Genomic DNA, 23,372 nt, shown 5'->3' on the forward strand with positions numbered 1-23,372 from the left:
CACGGGCCCAGGCACCACGGCAGCACCGGCGCCCGTCCGTTCAGCCCGCACCACGGGCCGAACGGGCGGGCGCCGTGCGGTGGGCCGCCCGCGCCCTGCGCGCGATCGGCAGATAGCGCAGCCGCTCCGGCAGCAGGGGCACCACGACGCGGACCACCCGGCCGAACCGGCGCAGCCGCCGCTCCTGCGCGGCCGTCCACGGCAGGCCGATCGCCTCGCGCGCGTCGGGCGGCATCAGGCCGATCGTGACGAAGCGGCGGAAGCGGGCCAGCGGGGGCAGCAGGACGGGCCACAGGGCGCGCGCCACGAGGCGGACGGCACGCGGGCCGCGGTCGGGCGGCGGCAGCGAGCGGTCCACCGCGACCAGTTCCGCGGCGACCGTCGTGAGGTCGAGCTCCTCGGCCAGGATCCTGCGGTAGTACGGCCAGAACTCCTCGACGGTGCCCGGCATGTCCCGGTCGTGGATGCCGAGGATCCGGCCGACCCGGAGCCACTCCGCGTACAGCTGCCGCTCCTGCGCCGCGGTGAAGGGGCGGCCCAGATAGCGCTGCGCGTGCCGGTAGACGGGGAAGCCGGTGGCGTGCACCCAGGCGTAGTTCGCGGGCGTCAGCGCGTGGTAGGGCCGCCCCCGCGCGTCCGTCCCCTGGATGCTCTTGTGCACCTCCCGCAGCCGCCGCCCCTCCGCCGCGGCCTCCTCTCCCCCGTAGACCCACAGCAGCACCGACCGCAGGGAACGCTCGCCGCGCCCCCACGGGTCGGTGCGGAACACCGAGTGGTCGTCCACGCCCGCCCCGACGGCCGGGTGTGCGACCTGGAGGGCGAGCGCGGGCGGCAGGGACAGGAAGACGCGGACGTCGCCCGCGATGCTCCAGAGGATGCCGCCGGGCGGGGGCGGCTCGGGGGCGGGCGCGGCGGCCCGCCGGGAGGGGGCGGGGGCGTCGGCTCCGTCGTCGGTCTTCATGCGACGTGCTCCTTCGCCGTGCGCGGGGGCGGGACCCGGTCCGGGCCGGGAGTTCCCAGGGGCTGCCTATTTTGCGGGCTTGTGCCTGGTTTGTGCGTATTCCAGTATGCGACCGCGAGTGTCCCCGCGATACGGAGGGGCGGCGGCACCAGCGCCATCAGGAGGCGGACCAGGCGCACGAAGCGGCGCAGGGCTCGCTCCTGGCGCGGGGTCCAGGTCAGACCGAGCCGCTCCCGGAGCACCGGCGGCAGCGTGCCGACGGTGACAAGGAGCGCCCAGCGCGCGGACAGCGCGGCGAACGGGCGCCAGAGCGGGCCCGGGATCCATCGCGTCGGGGGTTTCTGCGGGCGGGCCAGTTCGTCGAGGACGTCCCGCACGGACCGGTTCGACTCCAGGCGCCGGGCGACCATCTCGTCGTAGTACGCGAGGAAGGACGCCCAGTCCGGCGGCAGATGGTGGTCCTTGAGGCCCCAGACGCGGCCCACGTCCCGCATCTCGCGGTAGTACTCCTCGGTCTCGGCGTCCGTCATGCCCCTGCCGAAGACCCGGTGGCCGTCGTGGGCGCCGCGCACGAGGGTGGCGTGCACCCAGTGGTACGCCTCCGGGTTGAGCGCGTGATAGCGGCGGCCCTGGGCGTCGACCCCGCTCAGGTGCCGGTGCAGCGCGCGGATCCGGTCCGCCTCGGCGGTGGCCGCCGCCTGCCCGCCGTAGATCACGGTGGCGAGCGAGGAGACCGTGCGCCACAGCCGCTGCCAGGGCGCGGCACGGAAGTCGGAGTGCTGCTCGACACCGGCGCCGACGACCGGGTGCGCGACCTGGAGCAGCAGGAGCTGGGGGGCGATCAGGAAGTTCCGCGTGTCTCCGAAGTACCGCCAGGCGGCGCCGCCCCTCCGCGGGGCACGGATTTCGCTCGTCACGGCTCTCACGGCTCCCTTCATCGAATCTGCGTCAGCAGTGTTGACGCGACCGATGAAACAAGTCAATAGTCCTTGTAACTTTGACTCACTGGAGGAGAGGGGCCGTCATATGGCTCTGAAACAGCGCGAGTTGAACATGAACGGGGAACGACCCGGCCCGGAAGGACGCACGCACTGGCGGAGATCCGCGGTCATGTTCGTGCCCGGCGTGGCCGCCGTCGGCGCCGTGGTGATCGCCCTCGCCCAGGGCGCGATGGCCGCCTCCTTCGCGGTGTCGGGCAAGAACTTCAAGGTCTCCGCCGAGGAGATCACCGGCCGGGGGATCTCCAGCTTCCCGTCCTCGATCGGCACGACGGACGGCAAGGGACACGCCGTCCTGCTCGCCGGCATCGAGAGCGGCACGGCGAAGGGCGTCTGTCTGTCGATGAAGCAGAAGCTGCCGCTGGTCGGCGAGGTCTCACTGATCGTCCGGTCGGGCAACGACAAGCCGATCAAGGGCGAGAACCTCGTCGTGAACGCCGACGCGCTCACCAGCGGCGGCGGCCGCGTCACCGGCGTCCAGGCGGGACGCGACGCCTCGACCCTCGACGGGGCGCCCGGCGTGCGCGGCCCCAAGGGGCTCTTCGGCGTCCAGGCGTCGGGCGCGGTCGCCCGCGACGTGAAGTCCACGGCCTGGGCCTCCAACGGCGGCTCGCTCACGCTCGACAAGGTCGACATCGAGCTGAGCCGCACCGGCAAGGAGTGCTACTGACATGGCTACCGATGACATGGCTACCGAGAGGGCGGCCGCATCGTGATCCCACTCGTGCTCGGCTTCGGCGCCGAGCTGGCCAAGGAGACCGGGGCGTGGCTCGACCGGCTGCTGCCCGCGCCCCGGCTGCGGGCGGCGCTGCGGTCCTGGCGCCGGCGCAGGCCCTTCTGGGCGGGCGTGTGGACGGTGCTCGGCGGCCTGGAGATGATCTTCCTGCCGCTCGCGCCGCTGCCGCTGATGCTCAAGGTCGGCATCGGCGCGATGTCCGCCATCGGCGTGGGGCTCGTCCTCATCGTCGGCGGCCTGTTCTTCGTCTTCGCGCCCGCGCAGCGGATGTTCGTGTCGTTCGTGACGGCGATCGCCTCGCTGGTGTCCCTCGCCACCACGAATCTGGGCGGCTTCGGGATCGGCGTGGGGCTCGGTCTCCTCGGCTCGTCGATGGCGTTCGGCTGGCTTCCCCATGCGGCGCGGGACCGCGCGGGCGAGCCGGTGCGGGAGGCCCGCCCAAAAGCGCGTGAGAGCCGTGCGGCCGCCCGGGCCGGTACGGGTGCGGCTCTCACCCTCGTCCTCGTGCTCACGGCGGCGCTGACCGTCGGCGCACCGGAACGGAGCGTGGCCGCGGACCGGTGCGTGGGGTCGGAAGGCGGTGAACTGCCTTGGCCGTTGGGGTGGTTGGGGAGGGTCGAGCTGCCGTGGGTTTCCGCGGGGGTGCACTGCGCTGAGGGTGGGGCGGGGCCGGGGGGATCCGGTGGGGTGACGGAGCCCGGTACGGACACGGGGCCGGATGCGGGGCGGCGTACCGGCGAGCGCGCCGACGACGGCCCCGCGGACCCTTCGCCCCCTTCTGCCCCTTCAGACACCTCAGACCTCTCAGATCCCTCAGATCCCTCAGCCCCCGTCACCTCCCGCTGCCTCTCCGGCATCGACACCGGCGGTGCCGACAATCCGCCGCCCACCGGGAAGCCGCCCTCCGAGTCGGCGAAGCCCGGTGAGGTCGGCGAGCCGGACGATCTCACCGCGCTCAGGCCCCCGCTCGTCGTCGGCGACCAGCCGGGCCCCGGCAGGGCGACGTACCCGGTCACCCCGTACCACCCGACCGTCGGCGCCACGCGGCTCACCGCCACCGACGCGGTCATCCACGGCGCGACGTATCTGCCGACGGTCGGCGGCGGGCGGATCAAGGTGCTGTGGGTGCACGCGGAGCGCATCGTGGCCCGCGACTACCACTTCGAGGTGACGGGCCCCGACGGGTCGACGCACGTCCTGGACGTACAGCTCGACATCCGGAACGTCGACGTCTACGCGACGTATCTGTCGGGCGCCGTCGAGATCCCGTTCCTCAAGGTCAAGACCCCGAAGATCTGCGTCGGCGCGGATGTCGTGCCCGCCAATCTGCCGGTCGCCGTCCGGCTCCCCGAGCTGACCATGGCGCCGGTGACGGCCGGTCAGGTCCTCGTCGACGCCGCCGATGTGCGCTACACCGTTCTCAGCAGCGCGCCACGCCGTTAGGAGGCGTCCATGGGCCGCTACAGCAGGCTCCGCGAGATCCGCCGGATGGATCCCGCCCGCGACTACGAGCACATCCACAAACTGATCTCGCAGTACGAGTTCCCGTGGGACTACGCACAGGGCGTCAGCATCGCCTTCCTGCGCGACTACGGCGTGCCGCGCATCTCCCAACTCCTCGACCGCACCCAGGAGTTCGAGCGGGCCGGACAGAAGCGGTACGACGACACGCTCCTGTTCGGGTTCGAGATGGCGCAGGACGGCTTCGACTCCGAGCGGGGCCGGGCCGCCGCCCGCCACCTCAACCGCATCCACGACAAGTACCCGATACCGAACGAGGACTTCCTGTACGTCCTCGCCACCACCGTCGTCGGGCCGAAGCGCTGGATCGACCGCTTCGGCTGGCGTCCGCTGTGCGCCACCGAGGCGGAGGCGCTCGCGCTGGTGGGGCACAAGATGGCGGGGATGCTGGCGATCGACGGCGCCCCGTCGACGTACGCCGGGTTCGAGAAGCTCCTCGACGACTACGAGGCGCAGATGTTCGCCTACGACCCGGCCAACCGCCGGGTCGCCACGGCGACGTTCCGCGTGATGGCCTCCTGGTACCCGCGCCCCCTGCGTCCCCTCGTGGCCCGGCTCTCCCTCGCGCTGCTCGACGGGCCCCTGCTCGACGCGCTGGGGTTCCGGGCGCAGCCCCGCTGGGTGCGGGCCGCCGCCGGGCGGGCGATCCGGGCCCGCTCGGCCTTCGTACGACTGCTGCCCGCGCGGCCCCACCGGTGGCCCGCGCTGCCCAAGCCCCGGTCGTATCCCTTCGGTTACACCCTCGACGACCTGGGTCCGCACTGGGCCCGGAGCCGGCCGGTGCGGCCGCTGCCCGACGAAGTACCCCTGGAGAGCTGACTCATGGCCACGTTCGCCGTACGTTCCCCCGCCACCGGCGACCTGCTCGGCGAGCATCCGGTGCACGGCCCCGAAGAGGTGGCCGACGCGGTCGCGCACGGCAGGGCGGCGGCCGCCGACTGGGCGCGCGTCGGCTGGGCGGGGCGGCGGACCCGGCTGCTCGCGTGGAAGCGGTCGCTCGCGCGGCGCATGGACGAGGTGGCCGACGCCGTCGCGGCGGAGACCGGCAAGCCGATGCCCGACGCGCGGTCCGAAGTGCTGCTCGCCCTGGTCCACTTGGACTGGGCCGCGCGCAACGCCCGCCGGGTCCTCCGGGTGCGCCGGGTGCCGTCCGGGCCGCTCGCCGTCCATCAGCGCGCGCTGCTCGGCCACCGTCCCCTGGGCGTCGTCGGCGTCATCGGGCCGTGGAACTACCCCGTCTACACACCCATGGGCTCGATCGGATACGCGCTCGCCGCCGGGAACGCCGTCGTCTTCAAGCCGTCCGAACTGACGCCGGGAACCGGTGAGTTGCTCGCTTCGACGTTCGCCGACGCCGTGCCGGACTGCGCGGGGCTGCTGCGCACGGTGACCGGTCCCGGTTCGACGGGGCGGGCGCTCGCGGAGTCCGGGGTCGACAAGCTGGCCTTCACCGGGTCGCCCCGGACGGCGCGCAAGGTCGCCGAGGTCTGTGCACGCTCGCTCACGCCCCTGCTCGCCGAGTGCGGCGGCAAGGACGCGGTGCTCGTGGGCGAGGGCGCGGACCTGGACGCGGCGGCGGAGGCGGTCGTGTGGGGCGCGATGGCGAACGCGGGCCAGACCTGCGCGGGCGTGGAGCGGGTGTACGCGGTGGCGTCGGTGCACGAGCGGCTGTGCGAGCTGATCGTCGCCAAGGCCCGGAACCTGACCGCGGGGCAGACCTACGGCCCGATGACGCTGCCCACCCAACTCGGCGTCGTGGAACGCCATATGAAGGAGGCCCTGTCGGCCGGTGCGCGGGCACCGCTCGGCGGCCCCGAGTCCGTCGCGGCGCCGTTCGTGCATCCGGTGGTCCTGGTGGACGTGCCGGAGGACTCGCCCGCGATGACGGAGGAGACCTTCGGCCCCGTCGTGGCGGTGAACCGGGTGCGGGACCTGGACGAGGCGGTGGAGCGGGCCAACGCGTCACCGTACGCGCTGGGCGCGGCGGTCTTCACCCGCTCGCGCGCCGTCGGCCGCGCGGTGGCGCAGCGGCTCGACTCCGGTGCGGTGTCGGTGGGTTCCGTCCTCGGCTTCGCGGCCGTTCCTTCGCTGCCGTTCGGCGGCACGGGCGAGTCGGGGTACGGGCGGATCCACGGTGCGGAGGGGCTGCGGGCGTTCGCGGTGCCGCGCGCGGTGACGGTCAAGCGGTTCGCGCCGTACGCCGATCTGACGTCGTTCGCCACGGATCCGGCGCGGGCGGCGCGGGCGGTGGAGCTGGCGCGCAGGCTGCACGCCAGGTTCTGAGGCGCCGCCCGCCGGACGGGCGCGGGCTCAGCTGTCGAGCAGCGGCACCAGATAGCGCCGTGCGAAGTCCCGTACGTGCGCCTCCTCTTCGAGCTCGAAGCAGCTCACGGGGTTGAGCAGGAAGGAGACCGTGATCCGCACCATCAGCTCGGCGACCGGCGTCGGGTCGCCCGTCGCCCTGCCCTCCGCGCGCCGGGCGCGGCGCAGCCGGTCGGTCAGATATCCGCGCATCGCGAGGAAGGCGGGGCCGCTCTCCAGGGTCAGGAACGGCAGCATCGTCTCCGGTTCGAGCCGCATCAGGCCGCCGATGAGCGGGTGTTCGCGGATGTGCCGCAGGACGACCACGAAACCCTCGACGATGCGGTCCTCCATCGAGGGCAGCGGGGCGACGGCCTCGTCGACCTCGGCCACGAAGCGGCGGTACTCGCGCAGCAGGCAGGCGGAGACCAGGGCGTCCTTGTTGCCGATGCGGCGGTACACCGTGACGCGGGAGACCCGGGCGCGCTTGGCGACGTCGTCGACGGTCGAGCGGCGCAGCCCGAACGTCGTGAACTGCTCGCGCGCCGCGTCCAGTATCTGCTCGGTCAGGGCGTCGGCCGGCGCCGCCGGGTCCAGCGCGCGCTCCATCATCGAATCCATGGGCCCTCCCCCTCGTCCCGCCCACTCAACCACAGCCACCGCCGCGGCTACACAGACACTAACTCAATCACTTTGTAACTACGCCCAGTCCAGGAGGGTTTCATGACGGTCGGCCTCACCCCGGAGCAGCGTGATTTCGAGACGGCGCTGCGGGACTTCGCCCAGCGCGAGTGCGGCACGCGCGAGCAGCGCGACGCCCTGACCGCCGGGTCGGCGGGCCGCCACTCCCCCGCCCTGTACGCGAAGCTCGCCGCGCTCGGCTGGCTGGGGGTGTGTCTGCCCGAGGAGTACGGCGGGGCGGGCGGCGGCATGACGGACGCCTGCCTGTTCCTGCGCGGGACGGCGCGCGGACTCGTCCCCGCGGGCGGCTTCGTCACCTCCGTCATCACCGCGAAGGCGTACGACAGGTTCGGCTCGGCGGCGCAGAAGAAGGCCGCGGTGGGCGGCGCCGTCGCGGGGCAGGTCCTGTCGATCGCGATGTCGGAGCCGGACGCGGGTTCGGACGTGGCGGCACTGCGCTGCCGGGCCGAACGGGCCCCGGACGGCGCCTGGTTGATCAACGGCCACAAGACCTGGATCTCCAACGCGCACCTGGCCTCGTACATCCTGCTGGTCGCCCGCACCGACGCGAGCGGGCCCAGGCACGAGGGCCTGACGATGTTCCATGTGCCCGCGGACACACCGGGGATCGAGGTGCGGGGCATCGACACGATGGGCGGCCGCGAGGTCAACGACGTGCACTTCACGGACGTACGGCTGCCCGCGGACGCGGTGGTGGGCGCCGCGGGGCGGGCGTGGCCGCAGCTGATGGCGGGGCTCAACGCGGAGCGGCTGTTCCTCGCGGCGAACATGCTGGGGCTCTCGGAGCGGATCCTGGACGACACCGTCACCTATGTGCGCGGACGTGAGCAGTTCGGCCGCCCGGTGGGCTCCTTCCAGGCGCTGCGGCACCGGATCGCCGACCTCGCCACCGAGATCGAGTGCGCACGGCTGCTCGTCTTCGACGTCGCCGCGCGGTGCGACGCCGAGCCGGAGCGGCTGTTCCCACGCGAGGCGTCGATGGCCAAACTGAAGGCCACCGAGACCGCGAAGCGGGCCGCGCTGGAAGGCATGCAGATGATGGGCGGCTACGGCTACGCCACCGAGTACGACATGGAACGGCATCTGCGGGCCGCCGTGGTGTCGACGGTGTACGGCGGCACGAGCGAGATCCAACGGGACATCATCGGGAAGAGTTTCGGGCTTTAGGGAACACCGCGGTGTCGGGGTGGCCGGCCCGTCAGCGTGCGGCCGCGTACGCGTCCAGGATGACGTCCACCACCGCGTCCGGTTCGCGCACCGTCGGGAAGTGGTCGCTGTGCGCGAGACGCACCAGACGGCAGCCCGGGATGCGTTCCGCCATCGTCTCGCACACCCTGATCACTCCGGGCTGGTCGTGCTCCGCGACGGCGAGGACGCACGGCACGTCCAGCTCCCCGAGCCGGTCGTAGGCGGGCGGGTCGGGCACCTGGTGCGGGACGACGGCGAACCACACGGGGACCACCGCCCTGAGATACGCCGTCACCTCGGGGTCGTCCCCGGTGCCCATCGTGGCGGAGGCGCTCTTCAGCAAGGACACGATGCCCTCCATGTCACCGGCCTGCCCGAGCCTGCCGACCTCGGCCATGAACTCCGGCGTGAGCGGCTCGTCGGCGCCGGTGACGGTCGGGACCACCAGGGCGAGGCCCGCCACCCTCGCGGGGTCGCGCAGCGCGAGACTGATGGCCGTCGCGCCGCCCATGCTCGACCCGGCAAGGACCGCGCGGGCGACGCCGAAGTGGTCGAGGACCGCGATCAGGTCCTCCACCAGGGAGAACGACGCGGTCGGGGCGGGCGACCTGCCGTAGCCGCGCGCGTCGAAGCGGATCACCCGGTGCCGCTCCGTGAGGCGCGGCAGGATGCCGTCCCAGATCCGGGAGTCGCCGACCCCGGGATGCAGCAGCACCAGCGGGAGCGCGTCGCCGCCCGTGCCGTCCGGGGCGCCCGAGTCCTGCGCCCACACTTCGCCGTCCTTCACCGACACCATGACGTCCATGCCCCGAGTCTCCAGGGGCTCGGGCGGCGCCGCCAGGGTGGATTCCGACGAAGCCGCGCATGCGCCGCAGCGCACCGGAGCGTGGGGACGGCGCGGGCGCGGGGCGTGCCTGATGGCGCGGCCTTGGGGTGCACGGGCGACGTCGCGGGGTCTTGCACGCACATCTGCGGCGCAGGGTGGGCGCCACCCGCACGCGACCTGATCCGCCGGACAGGCCCTAGCGGCCGGAACCCGTCGGCCCCGTGCCGGGTGCGGTGTCTCCCCCGGGGTTGCCCCTGGCGTCCGGCCCCGCGAGCAGCCCCGGGTTCGTGGCGGGTGCCGGGATCGGCTCGCCGACGATCCTGCTCGCCAGCTCGGAGGCCGCCTCGGAGACCCGGCCGCGCAGTTCGGCCTCGGCCTCGGCCCGCTCCGCCTCCACCCTGGCCTGCCCGGTGGCGACGAGTTCGGCGCGCTCGCGCAGGCCGTCGTCGCGGGCCGCAACGATCAGCCCGGCGCCCTTCTCGCGGGCGGTCTGGCGCACGCGCGCGGCCTCGCGGCGGGCCTCGGCGAGCAGCGCCTCGTGCTCGCCGCGGACCTGCTCGGCCGCTCGTCTGAGCTCGGCGGCGGGGCCTCCGGTGACGCCCCCGATGAGTATCGCCCGCTCCTCGAGGACGCGGTCGATACGGGGCAGGAGCCGTCCGATGAAGACGTGGACGACGCCCAACAGGACGGCGGCGACCGCCAGTTGCTCGATCTCGGGGTTGAGCGGTCCGAGTTTCATGGGAATGAGCTGCATGCCAGAGCCCTACCCGCTCATCCGTGCACAACAACGCACATCTGCACGGCAGTTGAGTGGGCCCGGTCACGCCCGCACCCCACAGGACCCGCCCCGCAGCGCGAGCCGCGCGGGCACCGGCTATCCGCTCAAGGACCGGGTGGGCGACGTCGAGGAGTTCATGGCGGCGGTGGCGCGCGTCGCGGACGGCGGGACGGTCGTCGACCCCGAGGTGGTGCGTCAGCTCCTCGCCCGCCGAAGGGACCCTCTGGAGCGCCTCACACCGCGCGAGCGCGAGGTGCTCGGGCTGATGGCGGAGGGCCGCTCGAACTCCGCGATCGCCCGCGCCCTGGCCGTCACCGACGCGGCCGTCGCCAAGCACATCACGAGCATCCTCCTGAAAGCCTCAGGGGCTGACGCCGGGAGCTCAGTCCCCGAAGTCGTACACCGTCACGGCGATCCCGCGTGCCGTGAGGCGCTCGGTTATCAGCGGCTCTATTCGGGACCACTTGCCGCCCGCGAGGCCGCAGCCGATGCGGGGCATGTGCACGGAGGCGCCGAGTTCAACGGCTTTGTCGGCGAGGGCCCTCAGGGCGGTGTCGATCGCCTCGTACCGGACGGGGACCCCCTTGCTGCCCGTCCGCATGCCGCGCTGGCCGATCATGTTGGCCACCCACAGGCCGCGGCCGACGTCCACGAACTGGACGGCGCCGAGGCCGAAGTCGTTCTGTGCACGCTCACGGTGCCACGTTCGGTACGCCTTCTCCGGCTCGGGCCAGCGGCGTGAGACGGCGAGGACGAAGCCCTTGCCCCAGCCCCCGAGGTCGTTGCAGACATGGGCGATCAGCTTGACGCCCTTGCCGAACGGCGCGGTGGCGTCACCCCGGACATATGTGATCTCCGACATGACGCCACCGTAGGCGCTGCCACTGACAGTGGCTCTGGACCCGCTACTTCGCGTCGGGTCCGCTCTTCATGAGGTCCTGCGTCTCGCGGTCGACCTTGCGCCGGCTCGCGTACCAGCCGGCGACGAGCGCCGCGCCCACGATCGGGATCAGGAAGAGCGTCTTGCGGCCGACCTCGGCGTCCTTCCACATCAGGCAGAGGACGGCGAGCAGGAACGCGATCGTCACGTACTCCGTGACGCCGCTGCCGGGGAGGCGGAACTTCGGCCGGGTGATCACGCCCTCCTTCGCGCGGCGCACGAAGGCCAGGTGGCAGACCATGATCATGATCCAGGTGCCGATGATGCCGAGCGATGCCACGTTCAGGACGATCTCGAAGGCCTGGTCCGGCACGATGCGGTTCAGGCCGACGCCGAGCACGCCGATCGAGGCGGTGAGCAGGATGCCGCCGTAGGGCACCTGGCTGCGGTTCATCTTGGCGGTGAACTTCGGGGCGGAGCCCGACATCGCCATGGAGCGCAGGATGCGTCCGGTGGAGTACAGACCGGAGTTCAGCGACGACATGGCCGCGGTGAGCACCACGAAGTTCATCACGTCACCGGCGGCCGGAACGCCGATCTTGGAGAGGACCGTCACGAACGGGCTCTGGTCGGCCGAGTACAGCGAGCCGGGCAGCAGCAGCGCGAGCAGCACGACGGAGCCGACGTAGAAGAGGCCCACGCGCCACATGATCGAGTTCACCGCGCGCGGGACGACCTTCTGCGGGTCCTTGGTCTCGCCCGCCGCGACACCGACGAGCTCGAGGGAGGCGTACGCGAAGACGACGCCCTGCATCACGATCACGACCGGCATGATGCCGTTCGGCATGAAGCCGCCGTGGTCGGTGATCATGTTCAGACCCGGCGTCTCGCCGCCCACCTTGTGCTGGCTGGCCAGCAGGAAGATACCGATGATCATGAAGGCGGTCAGCGCGGCCACCTTGATGATCGCGAACCAGAACTCCATCTCGCCGAAGTACTTCACCGAGATGAGGTTCACCGCGAGGACCACTCCGAGGGCGATCAGCGCGAGCAGCCACTGCGGGATGTCGGTGAAGAAGCTCCAGTAGTGGGTGTACAGGGCGATCGCCGTGATGTCGGCGATGCACGTGGTCGACCAGTTGAGGAAGTACATCCAACCGGCGAAGAACGCGCCCTTCTCCCCGAGGAACTCACGCGCGTACGAGACGAAGGAACCCGACGACGGACGGTAGAGCACCATCTCGCCGAGCGCCCTGACGACGAAGAACGCGAAGATTCCGCACACGAGGTACGCGACGGCGAGTGCGGGGCCCGCCGAGTTGAGGCGCCCGCCGGCCCCGAGGAAGAGGCCGGTACCGATCGCGCCACCGATCGCGATCATGTTGACGTGGCGGGCCTTGAGGTCCTTGCTGTATCCGGCGTCTCCCGCGTCCGCGGGGGCCTGCGACGCATCCGTGCGGGATGCGTCCAGGGCGGCCGAATCTACGGCTTCCTTGCTCACGTGGTGGATCTACTCTCTGGTGCCCGGAAGAGCTCCGGGGTCCGGATGTGCTCCGGCCCGCGACACCCCTGACGCGCGCGGACCGACGGGACACCTTCCCCCAGAGATCACCTCGCACGCGGTGGCGCACGTCACATAGCGGCACTTCTCACATGGTGGTCAAGGGGTGTACAGGGAATTGATGACCTGCTCGTACTTTGCGCGGATGACGCGGCGGCGCAGTTTCAGGGACGGTGTCAGCTCGCCGGTCGCCGGTCCCCACTCCTCGTCGAGGAGGCGGTAGCGCTTGATCTGCTCGGTGCGGTTCAGGCGCGCGTTGGCCGCCTCGACGGCGCGGGCCACCTCTTCCTGTACGGCCGCGCTGGCCGTCAGATCGCCGGTGATCCCGCGCGCGGCGGCCCAGACGGGCGCCATCTCCGGGTCCAGGACGAGCAGCGCGACCAGATAGGAGCGGCCGTCGCCGTGCACGAGGGCCTGGCCGATCAAGGGGTGCTCCTTGAGCGTGTTCTCGACGAGGGCGGGTGAGACGTTCTTGCCCGTCGAGGTCACGATCATTTCCTTCTTGCGGTCGGTCAGCCAGAGGAAGCCGTCCTCGTCGATCCGCCCGATGTCGCCGGTGGCGAACCAGCCCTCCGCGTCACAGGCGCCGTCGACGCCGCCGTCGGGCCGCAGATAGCCGTCGAAGACCGTCGCACCGCGCACGAGGATCTCGCCGTCCTCGGCGATGCGCACCTCAAGGCCTTCGACGGGGCGGCCCACCGAGCCGAGGCGGAACGCGTCGGGGCCGTTGGACGTGACGACACCCGCGGTCTCGGTCAGGCCCCACGCATCCATGATCACCAGGCCGAAGCCCGCCCAGAAGCGGGCGACGTCCACCGGCATCGGCGCGGACGCGCTCGCGGCCCACACCAGGCGGTCGAACCCGGCGAGCGTGAGCAGCGGGTCGAGCACCTTCTCCTTGGCCTCCTGGTACGCCGCCGCGAGCTCGGCCGACGGTTCCTCGCCCCGCTCGCGGCAGGCGACACGCGCGCGTGCCGTCTCGTTCGCCGCCTCGATGGTCCGCCGCTGCTCCTCGGGCAGCCCGGCGAGCACGGCCTTCACGGATGCGGAGAGCTTCTCCCACACGCGCGGGACCCCGAAGAACTGGAAGGGGTGCAGCTCGCGCACGGTGGCGGCCACCTGGGCGGGGTCCGCGCACAGGTAGGCGTGCGCGGCCCGGAGCACCGGCAGGTAGATGCCGAGCATGCGCTCCGCGATGTGCGCGAAGGGCAGGTAGCAGATGTGGCCCGCGTGCTCGGGGAACTGGGCGACGGCGTCCAGGGCGACGCCGTCGAGGACGATGTTGCGGTGGGTGAGCTGGACGCCCTTGGGGTCGCCTGTGGTGCCGGAGGTGTAGACGACGGTGAGCGGGTCGGTGGCGCGGATCGAGCGCCATGCCTTCTCGAAGGCGTCGGGGTTGAACAGGCGGCCGCCGGTGGCGTGCGGGGAGCCGTACGTACGGTGGGTGCCCGCCGCGGCCGCCTCCACCACGACGAGCCGCTCCAGGGGGGCCGTGGCGTCGGCCAACAGGGGCTCCCAGCGCGGCAGTTCGGCGGCGCCCTCGACGATCGCGAAACGGGCGCGGCTGTGCCGGACGATGTGCGCGACCTGTTCGGGAGCCGCGGTGCCGTAGACGGTCACGGGGACGGCACCGAGATGGGTCAGGGCGAGGTCGCTCAGCCAGTGCTCGGGGCGGTTGCCCATCATCATCAGGACGTGCTCGCCGCGTTCGACGCCCAGCGCCTGGTAACCCGCGGCGAGGACGCCGACCTTGCGCCGCACCTCGCGCCAGGTGAGCGTCGTCCACTCCTCCCCCGACCGCCAGGAAAGAGCGGGAAGATCTCCGTGGTCCTCGGCATTGCGGAGCAGCAGAGCGGGGAGCGTGACGTCGGTGAGGTCCCCGGGAAGTCGCGGGATCGTGGTCATGACCGCCTCCTGGCGCCATCGGCTGAGCGTGAGCGGATGCGTGCGTGAGGAGCAAGTGACTGGCCCGGAGGGTTTCACAACACTGGTGTGCCAGCAATACTGTTGCACCGGATTGGTGCACAGCCGGGGAGGCACCGGATCGCGCGCCAACGGGGAGACGTCCGGAGCCGACCGGGGAGGGAGGGCGCCGCCATGACGACGGGCACCGAGAGCGTGCCGGCGAACGCCGATGAGCCGACGTTCACGGTCGACGAACTGGCCGCGCGCGCGGGCGTCACGGTCCGCACGATCCGCTTCTACAGCACCAAGGGCCTGTTGCCGCCGCCGGTGATCGGCCCGCGCCGCGTGGGGCACTACGGCCCGGAGCACCTGTCCCGGCTCGCGCTCATCGAGGAGCTGCAGCACCAGGGCATGACGCTCGCCGCGATCGAGCGCTATCTGGAGCAGCTGCCCGCGGATCTGAGCGCGCACGATCTGGCCATCCACCGCGCCCTGGTGGCGAGTTGGGCGCCGGACGCGGCCGAGGACGTCTCGCGGGCCGAGCTGGAGCGCAGGGCGGGCCGGGCGCTGGACGAGGCGGATCTGGACCGGCTCACGGCGATGGGCGTGACCGCGCGGACCCCGGCCCCGGGGACGTACCGCGTGGATCCGGGCCTGCTGCGCCTCGGGGTGCAGCTCCTCGACGTACCCATCGCGCACGAGACGATCCTGGCGGCCCGCACGGTCTTGATGGAGCACACGCGCTCGGCCGCGCACGAGCTGTCCCGGCTCTTCCGCGACGAGGTGTGGGGCCCCTACCGGGACCGCGAGTCGGACCCGGAGCACGTGGCGGCGATGCGGTCGCTCTCGGCCCATATGCAGCCGATGGTGGTGCAGGCGCTGGTGACCGCGTTCCAGCGCTCGCTCAAGGAGGAGCTGCGGGGGTGGCTCAAGGAGGGGTGAGCCACCCCCTCAACCGCCTTACGCCACCGTGATGTCGGCACCGGAGGCAGTCGGCTCCTGCCCCTTCGTGGCCTGCGCGAGCCGCACGGCGAACACCTCGGAGAGCTTCTTCAGGTCCCCTTGCGTCGAGGCCTTGGCGGCGGTGTCCCGGACCTCCAGCGTGCCGACGTAGCGCCCCTGGAAGATCACGATCGTCTGCGTGTTCTTCTTGGCGGGCGTCTTGTACGTGTAGGCGACGCTGTCGGCGCCCCGGTGGGGCCCGGCCAGGATCGTGAGCTCGTGCTTGTTGTTGCGCACGTAGCTGTCCCAGGCGGTGAAGGCGCGCTGCGCGGCGCGGTCGTTGCGGTACACGATCAGGTCGTAACTGGCACCCTCGGCCTTGTCGTTGCTGCGGTAGCCGACCTGTCCGTTGGCGACGGCGCCCTTGCACTTGCCGCCCGGGTCCTTGCACACCGAGGGCGCCTTGGCGCGGCTGTGCAGCTCCGTGCCGACGTCGCGCAGGGCGGCGGGCATGGTGTCGCGGGGCGGCAGGATGGCCTCGGCCTCCTGGGCGCCGCTCAGGGAACCCGCGCCCTTCCCCTTGCCCGCGGATCCGCTGCTCGTGCCGCCGCCCGTCGTGCCGCCGATGGTGCGGCTGTGCGAACTCGACGAGCCGCGCTTGTGCTTCTTCTTGTCCTTCTTGCCCCCGCAGCCCGTCAGGGCCAGCGAGAGAACCAGCACTCCGACGCCGACTGCCCGCGTCGTTCCCCCAGTCGTGAACCGCACTGCGGCCACCTTCCACTTGTCGTGATCATGCCGTACGGCAGAATACGACGCGGTGGAAGAGCCTCCGGTTCCACCCCTGACCAGGCAGAACCGAAGGCCCCAGCACGGATCAGGCGTCGCTGAACTTCTCGCCCTTCTCGGCCTTTTCGACCAGCAGCGCGGTCGGCAGGAACCGGTCGCCGTAGCGCTCGGCGAGCTCACGCGCGCGTGCCACGAAGCCGGGCAGGCCGCCCTCGTAGCCATTGATGTACTGGAGCACACCGCCGGTCCAGCCGGGGAAGCCGATGCCGAAGATGGAGCCGATGTTCGCGTCGGCCACCGACGTCAGGACGCCCTCCTCGATCAGGCGCACGGTGTCGAGCGCCTCGGAGAAGAGCATCCGCTCCTGCATGTCCTTGAACGGGATCTCGTGCCCGGGCTTGGTGAAGTGCTCGCGCAGGCCCGGCCAGAGACCGGCGCGCCTGCCGTCCACGTACTCGTAGAAGCCCGCTCCCCCGCTCCTGCCGGGACGCTCGAACTCGTCGACCATGCGGTCGATGACGACGTCCGAGGGGTGGCCCGGCCAGCTGCCGCCCGCCTCCTCGACGGCCTTCTTCGTCTCGTTGCGGATCTTCCGGGGCAGTGTGAGCGTCAGCTCGTCCATCAGCGAGAGGACCTTCGCCGGGTAACCTGCCTGGGCCGCCGCCTGCTCGACGGACGCGGGCTCGATGCCCTCGCCGACCATCGCGACACCCTCGTTGATGAAGTGCCCGATGACGCGCGAGGTGAAGAAGCCGCGCGAGTCGTTGACGACGATCGGCGTCTTGTTGATCTGGCGCACCAGGTCGAAGGCGCGGGCAAGCGCCTCGTCCCCGGTCCGCTCGCCCTTGATGATCTCGACGAGCGGCATCTTGTCGACGGGCGAGAAGAAGTGCAGTCCGATGAAGTCGACCGGACGCTCGACGCCCTCCGCGAGCAGGGTGATCGGCAGCGTCGAGGTGTTGGAGCAGAGCAGCGCGTCCGGCTCGATGACGTGCTGGATCTCCTGGAACACCTTGTGCTTGAGCGAGGTGTCCTCGAAGACCGCCTCGATCACTGCGTCACAGCCCGCGAGCGCCTGCGGGTCCGCGGTGGGCGTGATGCGGGCGAGCAGCGCGTCCGCCTTCTCCTGGCTCGTACGCCCCTTGGCGACCGCCTTGGCGCAGAGCTTCTCGGAGTAGCCCTTGCCCTTGGCCGCGGCCTCGGCGGAGACGTCCTTGAGGACGACCTCGATGCCCGCGCGCGCGCAGGAGTACGCGATGCCCGCGCCCATCATGCCCGCGCCGAGCACGGCGACCTTGCGTACGGTTTTGGGCTCGATGCCCTTGGGGCGGTTGGCGCCGGAGTTGACGGCCTGGAGGTCGAAGAAGAACGCCTGGATCATGTTCTTGGCGATCTGGCCCGTGACCAGCTCGGTGAAGTACCGGGCCTCGATGGTCAGCGCGGTCTCGAAGTCGACCTGGGAGCCCTCGACGGCCGCCGCCATGATGTTGCGCGGGGCCGGGTAGGGGGCGCCCGCCGTCTGCTTCTTGAGGTTGGCGGGGAAGGCGGGCAGGTTCGCCGCGAACTTCGGGTGGGCCGGGGTGCCGCCCGGGATGCGGTAGCCGGGCTTGTCCCAGGGCTGCTGCGACTCGGGGTTGGCGTCGATGAAGGCGCGGGCCTTCTCGATCATCTCCTCGGGCGTCGCGGCCAGTTCATGGACCAGGCCGTTCTCCAGGGCGCGCTTCGGGTTGTACTGGGTGCCCTGGAGGAGCACCTTCAGGAGCGCGTCCGTGATGCCCATGAGGCGTACGGTGCGGGTGACGCCGCCGCCCGCGGGCAGCAGGCCCAGGGTGACCTCGGGCAGGCCGATCTTGGAGCCCGGGGCGTCGAGGGCGACGCGGTGGTGCGAGGCGAGGGCGATCTCGTAACCGCCGCCGAGCGCCGCGCCGTTGATGGCCGCGACGACCGGCTTGCCGAGGGTCTCGATGCGGCGCAGCGAGTTCTTGATCGCGGTGCCGGTGTCGAACGCCTCCTGGGCGTTCTCCGGGCCGACCTTGATCATGTCCTTGAGGTCGCCGCCCGCGAAGAAGGTCTTCTTGGCGGACGTGTAGATGATGCCGCGGATCGAGCCCTGTTCGGCCTCCGCGCGGTCGGCGATCGCCGCGATGGAGTCCTTGAACGCCTGGTTCATGGTGTTCGCGGACTGGTTGGGGTCGTCGAGGACGAGGGTGACGACGCCGGTGGCGTCCTGTTCCCATCGGATGGTCGTGCTCTCGGTCATGTCTGTGTCTCCGTGAAGTCTGTGGCAGGCGGAAGCTGGGGAGGGCGGCGGGGTCTCATCGCCGGTTGACCGCCGGTGGGGGCTGGTCGCGCAGTTCCCCGCGCCCCTGAGGCATGCGGCTGCGCCGCGCCTCATGAGGCGCACGGAGTGCGCCCTTCAGGGGCGCGGGGAACTGCGCGAGCAACCACGACGCACCCGCGGTCGGCGACGCACCCCGGACCCCTACGGCGAGAAGCCCTACAGCCGTTCCACGATCGTCGCGATGCCCATGCCCCCGCCCACGCACAACGTGGCCAGCCCGTACCGGAGGTCCCGCCGCTCCAGCTCATCGACGAGCGTGCCCAGGATCATCGCCCCGGTCGCGCCCAGCGGATGCCCCAACGCAATCGCGCCGCCGTTGACGTTGACCTTGTCCAGGGACAGCCCCATGTCCTTGACGAAGCGCAGGACGACCGCGGCGAACGCCTCGTTGATCTCGACGAGGTCGATGTCGTCGATGGTGAGCCCCGCCTTGGCGAGCGCCTTGCGCGTGGCGGGCGCGGGCCCGGTGAGCATGATCAGCGGCTCGGATCCGGAGACGGCCACGGAGACGATCCGCGCGCGCGGGGTGAGGCCGTAGCGCTCGCCGACCTCCTTCGTGCCGACGGCGACCAGCGAGGCGCCGTCGACGATGCCGGAGGAGTTGCCCGCGTGGTGGACGTGGTCGATCTGCTCGACCCAGTGGTACTTCTGCAGCGCGACCGCGTCGAAGCCGCCCATGTCGCCGATGTCCTTGAAGGACGGCTTCAGCTTCGCGAGGGAGTCCGCGGTGGTGCCGGGCCGCATGTGCTCGTCGTGGTCGAGGACGACCAGGCCGTTGCGGTCCTTGACCGGGACGACGGACCGGTCGAAGCGCCCGTCCTTCCAGGCGGCGGCCGCGCGCTCCTGGGAGAGCGCCGCGTACTCGTCGACGTCACGGCGGCTGAAGCCCCCGATGGTGGCGATCAGGTCGGCGCCGATGCCCTGGGGCGCGAAGTCGGTGTCCCAGTTGGTCATCGGGTCGTTGAACCAGGCGCCGCCGTCGGAGGCCATCGGCACCCGCGACATCGACTCGACGCCGCCCGCGAGCACGAGGTCCTCCCAGCCCGAACGGACCTTCATCGCGGCCAGGTTGACGGCCTCCAGGCCCGAGGCACAGAAGCGGTTCTCCTGGACGCCCGCGACCGTGTCCGGCAGTCCGGCGGCGATGGCGGCGATGCGCGCGATGTCGGAGCCCTGGTCGCCGACGGGACCGACCACACCGAGGACGATGTCGTCGATGGCGGCCGGGTCGAGGCCGGGGAAGCGGGCCTGGATCTCGTGGATCAGGCCGACGACGAGGTCGATCGGCTTGGTGCCGTGCAGGGCCCCATTGGCCTTGCCGCGTCCGCGCGGGGTGCGGATCGCGTCGTATACGTACGCTTCGGTGGTCACGCGTGAGCCTTTCGGAGTCTTCAGCGGGTTCAGCGGGTTCAGCGGGTTCAGCGGGTTCTGCGGGTTCAGCGGGTTCAGCGGGATTCCGCGGGGTTCTGGAGGGTCAGCCGAGGAGGGAACGACCGATGATCTCCTTCATGATCTCGGTCGTGCCTCCGTAGATGGTCTGGATGCGTCCGTCGGTGAAGGCCCTGGCCACGCGGTACTCACTCATGTAGCCGTAGCCCCCGTGCAGTTGGAGACACCGGTCGGCGACCCGCTTCTGCAGCTCCGTGGCCCACCACTTCGCCATCGACGCGTGCGCCGCGTCGAGTTCCCCGTTCGAGTGATCGACGATGCACCGGTCGAGGAACGTGCGGGTGACGGCGCACTCGGTGGCCATCTCCGCGATCTCGAACCGGACGTGCTGCAGCTTGGCGAGCGGCCGCCCGAAGGCCTCACGCTCCTTCACATACGTCGTGGTGATCTCCAGGAGGTGCTCGGCGGCGGCGATCCCCGCGACGGCGATGCCCATGCGCTCCTGCGCGAGGTTCGTCATCAGGTGGATGAAGGCGCCGTTGAGCTCGCCGAGCAGATTCTCCTTGGGGACGCGTACGTCGTTGAAGAACAACTCGGCGGTGTCCTGGGACTTCTGGCCGATCTTGTCGAGGTTGCGGCCGCGCTCGAAGCCCGCCATGCCGCGCTCGACGACCAGCAGGGACAGGCCGTGCGCGCCGCCCTCGGGGGACGTCTTGGCGACGACGATGACGAGGTCGGCGAGGATGCCGTTCGAGATGAACGTCTTGGATCCGTTCAGGACCCAGTGGTCGCCCCGGTCCTCGGCGCTGGTGCGGATGCCCTGGAGGTCGGAGCCCGCGCCCGGCTCGGTCATCGCGATGGCCGTGATGGTCTCGCCGGAACAGAAGCCGGGCAGCCAGCGCCGCTTCTGCTCGTCGGTGGCGAGGGAGGTCAGATAGGGGCCGATGATGTCGTTGTGCAGGCCGACGGCGAGCCCGGCGGCGCCCGCGCGCGTGAACTCCTCGGCGAGCACGGCGGCGTAGCGGAAGTCGTCGTTGCCGCCGCCCCCGTACTCCTCGGGGACGGCGAGGCCGAGCAGCCCCTGCTTGCCCGCCGCGCGCCACGCGTCGCGGGAGACGATGCCGTCCTTCTCCCACTGCTCGTAGTGCGGGAGCACCTCCTTGGCGAGGAAGGTGCGGACGGTCTCGCGGAACGCGTCGTGCTCGGCGGAGAAGATCTGCCGTTTCATCTGTACGTGGCCTCCTGGGGCCTGGAGCCGGTCCGGCCGGCCCTAGAGCCAGCCCTTGACGGTTTCGATCGACTTGGCGGGTTCGGGGCCGACGGGGATGACGTTGAGCATGGTGACGCCCGCCGCGCGGAACGCCTCGACGCGCTCGCGCACATAACCCTCGGGCCCGCACAGCGACATGAGCTCGCAGAACTCGTCCGGGACGGCGGCCTCGGCCTCCTTCTTCTTCCCCGCGAGGTAGAGCTCCTGGATGCGCGCGGCCTCCTTCTCGTAGCCGTACGCGACCGCGACGTCGTTGTAGAAGTTCCTCCCCTTGGCGCCCATGCCGCCTACGTAGAGGGCGATCATGGGGCGCGCGAGATCGCGTGCGGCCGCCGCGTCGGGGCCGATGGCGAGCAGTCCCCCGGCGACGGTCTCCAGCGGCCCGAGGGCCGGATCGCGCTTCTCCTTGCCCTCGGCGAGCGCGGCACCCCACACCTGGTGGGCCTTTTCCGGGAGGAAGAGGGTGGGCAGCCAGCCGTCGGCGACCTCGGCCGTCATGCGGACGTTGGCGGGGCCCAAGGAGGCGACGTACAGCGGGACTTCCGCGCGCACCGGCCTGGTGAGGATCTTCAAGGGCTTGCCGAGCCTGCCGCCCTTCTCCGGAGGCAGCGGCATGTCCGTGATGCCGTGGTGGTCGATCACCTCGCGGCGCAGGATGCGGCGGGTCAGCTCGATGGCCTCGCGGGTGCGGCCGATGGGCTTGTCGTACGCCTTGCCGTGCCAGCCCTCGACGACCTGCGGGCCCGACGCGCCGAGGCCGATGATCGCGCGGCCGCCGGAGATCGCGTCGAGGCCCGCGGCGGTCTGGGCGATCAGGGCAGGGGTGCGCGAGTACACGTTGAGAATGCCGGCGCCGATCCTCATGCGCTCCGTGCGCGCGGCCAAGTAGCCCATGATCGTGGGCGAGTCGAAGCCGTACGCCTCCGCGACCCACACCGCGTCGAGTCCCGCGGACTCCAGGGCGGCGACGGAGTCGGCGGCCTCGCGCGGGTCGGCCGCGTAGGCGAGGGGTGAGGAAAGCTCCATCAGTCGTCTCCCTTGTCGTCGGTCACGAGGGCCGGTACGCCCCAGTCGCGGGCCACGGCGGCGGTGTCGGCGCCGGGCTGCGCGGGGCCGCCGCGCACCTGCGTGGGCGTCGCGGAGAAGCGCGGTGCGGGGGCGGGCTGGGTGATGCCGCCGTGGTCGGTGAAGGTGCCGCGCGCGGCGAGATGCGGGTGGTCCGGCGCCTCGCGCAGCGAGAGCACGGGCGCCACGCACGCGTCGGAGCCCTCGAAGAGGGCCGTCCACTCGTCGCGCGTCCGTTCCTTGAAGCGCGCGGCGACGGCCTCGCGCAGCTCGCCCCAGCGGGCCAGGTCCTTGCGGGCGGGGGCGGCATCGGTGAGGCCGAGCAGCGCGATGAACTCGTCGTAGAACTGCTGCTCCAGGGAGCCGACGGCCATGTAACCGCCGTCCGCGGTCTCGTAGTTGCCGTAGAAGGGGCAGCCGCCGTCGAGGAGGTTGGCGCCGCGCCGGTCCTGCCAGCCGCCGGCCGCGAGCATGCCGTGGATCATCGCGGAGAGGTGGGCGGCGCCGTCGACGATCGCGGCGTCCACGACCTGCCCCTCGCCGTGCACGCGCGCGTGGTGCAGTGCGGCGAGGATGCCCACGACGAGGTAGAGCGAGCCGCCCGCGTAGTCGCCCACGAGGTTCGCGGGGATCGCGGGCGGCTCGTCCGGGTTGCCGATCATGCCGAGGGTTCCGGTGATCGCGATGTACGCGATGTCGTGCCCGGCGCGCTGCGCGAGCGGTCCTTCCTGGCCCCAGCCGGTCATCCGGCCGTAGACGAGCGCCGGGTTGCGGGCGTGGCAGGAGGCGGGGCCGACGCCGAGGCGCTCGGCGACGCCGGGCCGGTAGCCCTCGATGAGGACGTCGGCGCGCTCGACCAGGTCGAGGACGCGTGCGGCGCCGTCGGCCGCCTTCAGGTCGATGATCACGGAGCGCTTGTTGCGGTTGGTGACGTCGTACTCGGGATCGATCGCGAGCCCGCCGCCGCCGGGGCGGTCGACGCGTACGACATCGGCGCCGAGGTCGGCGAGGAGCATGGCCGCGAACGGGCCGGGCCCGATGCCCGCCAGCTCCACCACGCGCACCCCGGCGAGCGGACCGTGAACGCCCTTGCCTGGCACTGCCATTGAGCCCCCAGCGCTATGACACAACTGATGTAACACCAGTGATGCTAAGAACGTGTTCCACTGTGCACAAGCCCTTGACGAGCAAGCGCTTAGCCAATTCTGGGCCGCCGACGGAC

General features: G+C 71.5%; 20 protein-coding genes and 1 pseudogene. 7 read left to right on the forward strand and 14 right to left on the reverse strand.

The features are described from left to right. Nucleotides 1–40 precede the first annotated feature (40 nt). The gene (locus tag ACFWZ2_RS00445) at nucleotides 41–961 is read right to left on the reverse strand and encodes an oxygenase MpaB family protein (RefSeq protein ID WP_384539529.1); all 921 of its coding nucleotides are present in this window, start codon (nucleotides 959–961) and stop codon (nucleotides 41–43) included. Continuing rightward, on the reverse strand, nucleotides 958–1,878 hold the full coding sequence (locus ACFWZ2_RS00450) for an oxygenase MpaB family protein (protein ID WP_384539532.1): 921 nt from the start codon (nucleotides 1,876–1,878) through the stop codon (nucleotides 958–960). The genes ACFWZ2_RS00445 and ACFWZ2_RS00450 overlap by 4 nt, the downstream gene beginning before the upstream one ends. Before the next feature lie 109 nt (nucleotides 1,879–1,987). Between ACFWZ2_RS00450 and ACFWZ2_RS00455 the strand changes: the two genes are divergently transcribed. The 4 genes from ACFWZ2_RS00455 to ACFWZ2_RS00470 are packed head-to-tail and all read left to right on the forward strand — an operon-like array spanning nucleotide 1,988 to nucleotide 6,499. After that, nucleotides 1,988–2,629: a DUF6230 family protein gene (locus tag ACFWZ2_RS00455; protein ID WP_384539534.1), complete on the forward strand. Its 642-nt coding sequence runs from the start codon at nucleotides 1,988–1,990 to the stop codon at nucleotides 2,627–2,629. Between the two features lie 42 nt (nucleotides 2,630–2,671). Beyond that, nucleotides 2,672–4,138 (forward strand): DUF6114 domain-containing protein, encoded by a 1,467-nt coding sequence (locus ACFWZ2_RS00460; protein WP_384539536.1) that lies wholly within the window; start codon nucleotides 2,672–2,674, stop codon nucleotides 4,136–4,138. Nucleotides 4,139–4,147: 9 nt separating this feature from the next. Then, a complete protein-coding gene (locus ACFWZ2_RS00465; protein WP_384539539.1) occupies nucleotides 4,148–5,035 on the forward strand; it encodes an oxygenase MpaB family protein in 888 nt (295 codons plus the stop codon). A 3-nt stretch (nucleotides 5,036–5,038) separates the two neighbouring features. Beyond that, nucleotides 5,039–6,499: an aldehyde dehydrogenase family protein gene (locus ACFWZ2_RS00470; protein ID WP_384539541.1), complete on the forward strand. Its 1,461-nt coding sequence runs from the start codon at nucleotides 5,039–5,041 to the stop codon at nucleotides 6,497–6,499. A gap of 27 nt (nucleotides 6,500–6,526) precedes the next feature. On the opposite strand, the gene ACFWZ2_RS00475 is transcribed toward ACFWZ2_RS00470, so the two are convergent. Continuing rightward, nucleotides 6,527–7,138, reverse strand: coding sequence for a TetR/AcrR family transcriptional regulator (locus ACFWZ2_RS00475; RefSeq protein ID WP_384539544.1), 612 nt, complete (start codon nucleotides 7,136–7,138; stop codon nucleotides 6,527–6,529). A gap of 102 nt (nucleotides 7,139–7,240) precedes the next feature. Here ACFWZ2_RS00475 and ACFWZ2_RS00480 point away from each other — a divergent pair, with 102 nt between their 5' ends. Then, nucleotides 7,241–8,386, forward strand: a complete 1,146-nt coding sequence (locus tag ACFWZ2_RS00480; protein WP_384539547.1) for an acyl-CoA dehydrogenase family protein — start codon at nucleotides 7,241–7,243, stop codon at nucleotides 8,384–8,386. Between the two features lie 31 nt (nucleotides 8,387–8,417). Here the strand turns inward: ACFWZ2_RS00480 and ACFWZ2_RS00485 are convergent, their stop codons facing one another. Continuing rightward, nucleotides 8,418–9,212 (reverse strand): alpha/beta fold hydrolase, encoded by a 795-nt coding sequence (locus ACFWZ2_RS00485; protein ID WP_384539549.1) that lies wholly within the window; start codon nucleotides 9,210–9,212, stop codon nucleotides 8,418–8,420. A gap of 217 nt (nucleotides 9,213–9,429) precedes the next feature. Next, entirely contained in the window at nucleotides 9,430–9,987 is a 558-nt protein-coding gene (locus tag ACFWZ2_RS00490; protein WP_384539552.1) for a hypothetical protein, read from the reverse strand. 112 nt (nucleotides 9,988–10,099) lie between these two features. On the opposite strand from ACFWZ2_RS00490, the pseudogene ACFWZ2_RS00495 reads away from it, so the two are divergent. After that, nucleotides 10,100–10,369, forward strand: a pseudogene (locus ACFWZ2_RS00495) (response regulator transcription factor); the annotation flags it as partial. Nucleotides 10,370–10,393: 24 nt separating this feature from the next. Here the strand turns inward: ACFWZ2_RS00495 and ACFWZ2_RS00500 are convergent. The 3 genes from ACFWZ2_RS00500 to ACFWZ2_RS00510 all read right to left on the reverse strand — a co-directional run bounded on the left by ACFWZ2_RS00500 (nucleotide 10,394) and on the right by ACFWZ2_RS00510 (nucleotide 14,357). After that, entirely contained in the window at nucleotides 10,394–10,873 is a 480-nt protein-coding gene (locus ACFWZ2_RS00500) for a macro domain-containing protein (RefSeq protein WP_384539554.1), read from the reverse strand. Between the two features lie 43 nt (nucleotides 10,874–10,916). Next, nucleotides 10,917–12,392 (reverse strand): amino acid permease, encoded by a 1,476-nt coding sequence (locus tag ACFWZ2_RS00505; protein WP_384539557.1) that lies wholly within the window; start codon nucleotides 12,390–12,392, stop codon nucleotides 10,917–10,919. Between the two features lie 159 nt (nucleotides 12,393–12,551). Then, complete coding sequence (locus ACFWZ2_RS00510; protein WP_384539559.1) at nucleotides 12,552–14,357, reverse strand: AMP-dependent synthetase/ligase; 1,806 nt, start codon at nucleotides 14,355–14,357, stop codon at nucleotides 12,552–12,554. Between the two features lie 192 nt (nucleotides 14,358–14,549). Between ACFWZ2_RS00510 and ACFWZ2_RS00515 the strand changes: the two genes are divergently transcribed. Then, nucleotides 14,550–15,299 carry a MerR family transcriptional regulator gene (locus ACFWZ2_RS00515; RefSeq protein ID WP_384539562.1) on the forward strand — a complete coding sequence of 250 codons (750 nt, stop codon included), beginning with the start codon at nucleotides 14,550–14,552 and terminating at the stop codon, nucleotides 15,297–15,299. 18 nt (nucleotides 15,300–15,317) lie between these two features. Here ACFWZ2_RS00515 and ACFWZ2_RS00520 read toward each other — a convergent pair whose 3' ends face one another. From ACFWZ2_RS00520 to ACFWZ2_RS00545, 6 genes are all read right to left on the reverse strand, one after another. Beyond that, the gene (locus ACFWZ2_RS00520) at nucleotides 15,318–16,064 is read right to left on the reverse strand and encodes a hypothetical protein (RefSeq protein WP_384539565.1); all 747 of its coding nucleotides are present in this window, start codon (nucleotides 16,062–16,064) and stop codon (nucleotides 15,318–15,320) included. Between the two features lie 109 nt (nucleotides 16,065–16,173). After that, on the reverse strand, nucleotides 16,174–18,345 hold the full coding sequence (locus ACFWZ2_RS00525) for a 3-hydroxyacyl-CoA dehydrogenase NAD-binding domain-containing protein (RefSeq protein ID WP_384539568.1): 2,172 nt from the start codon (nucleotides 18,343–18,345) through the stop codon (nucleotides 16,174–16,176). A 237-nt stretch (nucleotides 18,346–18,582) separates the two neighbouring features. Next, on the reverse strand, nucleotides 18,583–19,797 hold the full coding sequence (locus ACFWZ2_RS00530) for an acetyl-CoA C-acetyltransferase (protein WP_384539571.1): 1,215 nt from the start codon (nucleotides 19,795–19,797) through the stop codon (nucleotides 18,583–18,585). Nucleotides 19,798–19,900: 103 nt separating this feature from the next. After that, nucleotides 19,901–21,043 carry an acyl-CoA dehydrogenase family protein gene (locus tag ACFWZ2_RS00535; RefSeq protein ID WP_384539574.1) on the reverse strand — a complete coding sequence of 381 codons (1,143 nt, stop codon included), beginning with the start codon at nucleotides 21,041–21,043 and terminating at the stop codon, nucleotides 19,901–19,903. A gap of 42 nt (nucleotides 21,044–21,085) precedes the next feature. Further along, nucleotides 21,086–22,111: an LLM class F420-dependent oxidoreductase gene (locus ACFWZ2_RS00540; protein WP_384539577.1), complete on the reverse strand. Its 1,026-nt coding sequence runs from the start codon at nucleotides 22,109–22,111 to the stop codon at nucleotides 21,086–21,088. Next, nucleotides 22,111–23,256 (reverse strand): CaiB/BaiF CoA transferase family protein, encoded by a 1,146-nt coding sequence (locus ACFWZ2_RS00545; RefSeq protein WP_384539580.1) that lies wholly within the window; start codon nucleotides 23,254–23,256, stop codon nucleotides 22,111–22,113. The genes ACFWZ2_RS00540 and ACFWZ2_RS00545 overlap by 1 nt, the downstream gene beginning before the upstream one ends. Between the last annotated feature and the right edge of the window lie 116 nt (nucleotides 23,257–23,372).

Source organism: Streptomyces sp. NPDC059002 (genome assembly GCF_042740435.1).
In the GTDB taxonomy this organism is placed as follows: domain Bacteria; phylum Actinomycetota; class Actinomycetes; order Streptomycetales; family Streptomycetaceae; genus Streptomyces.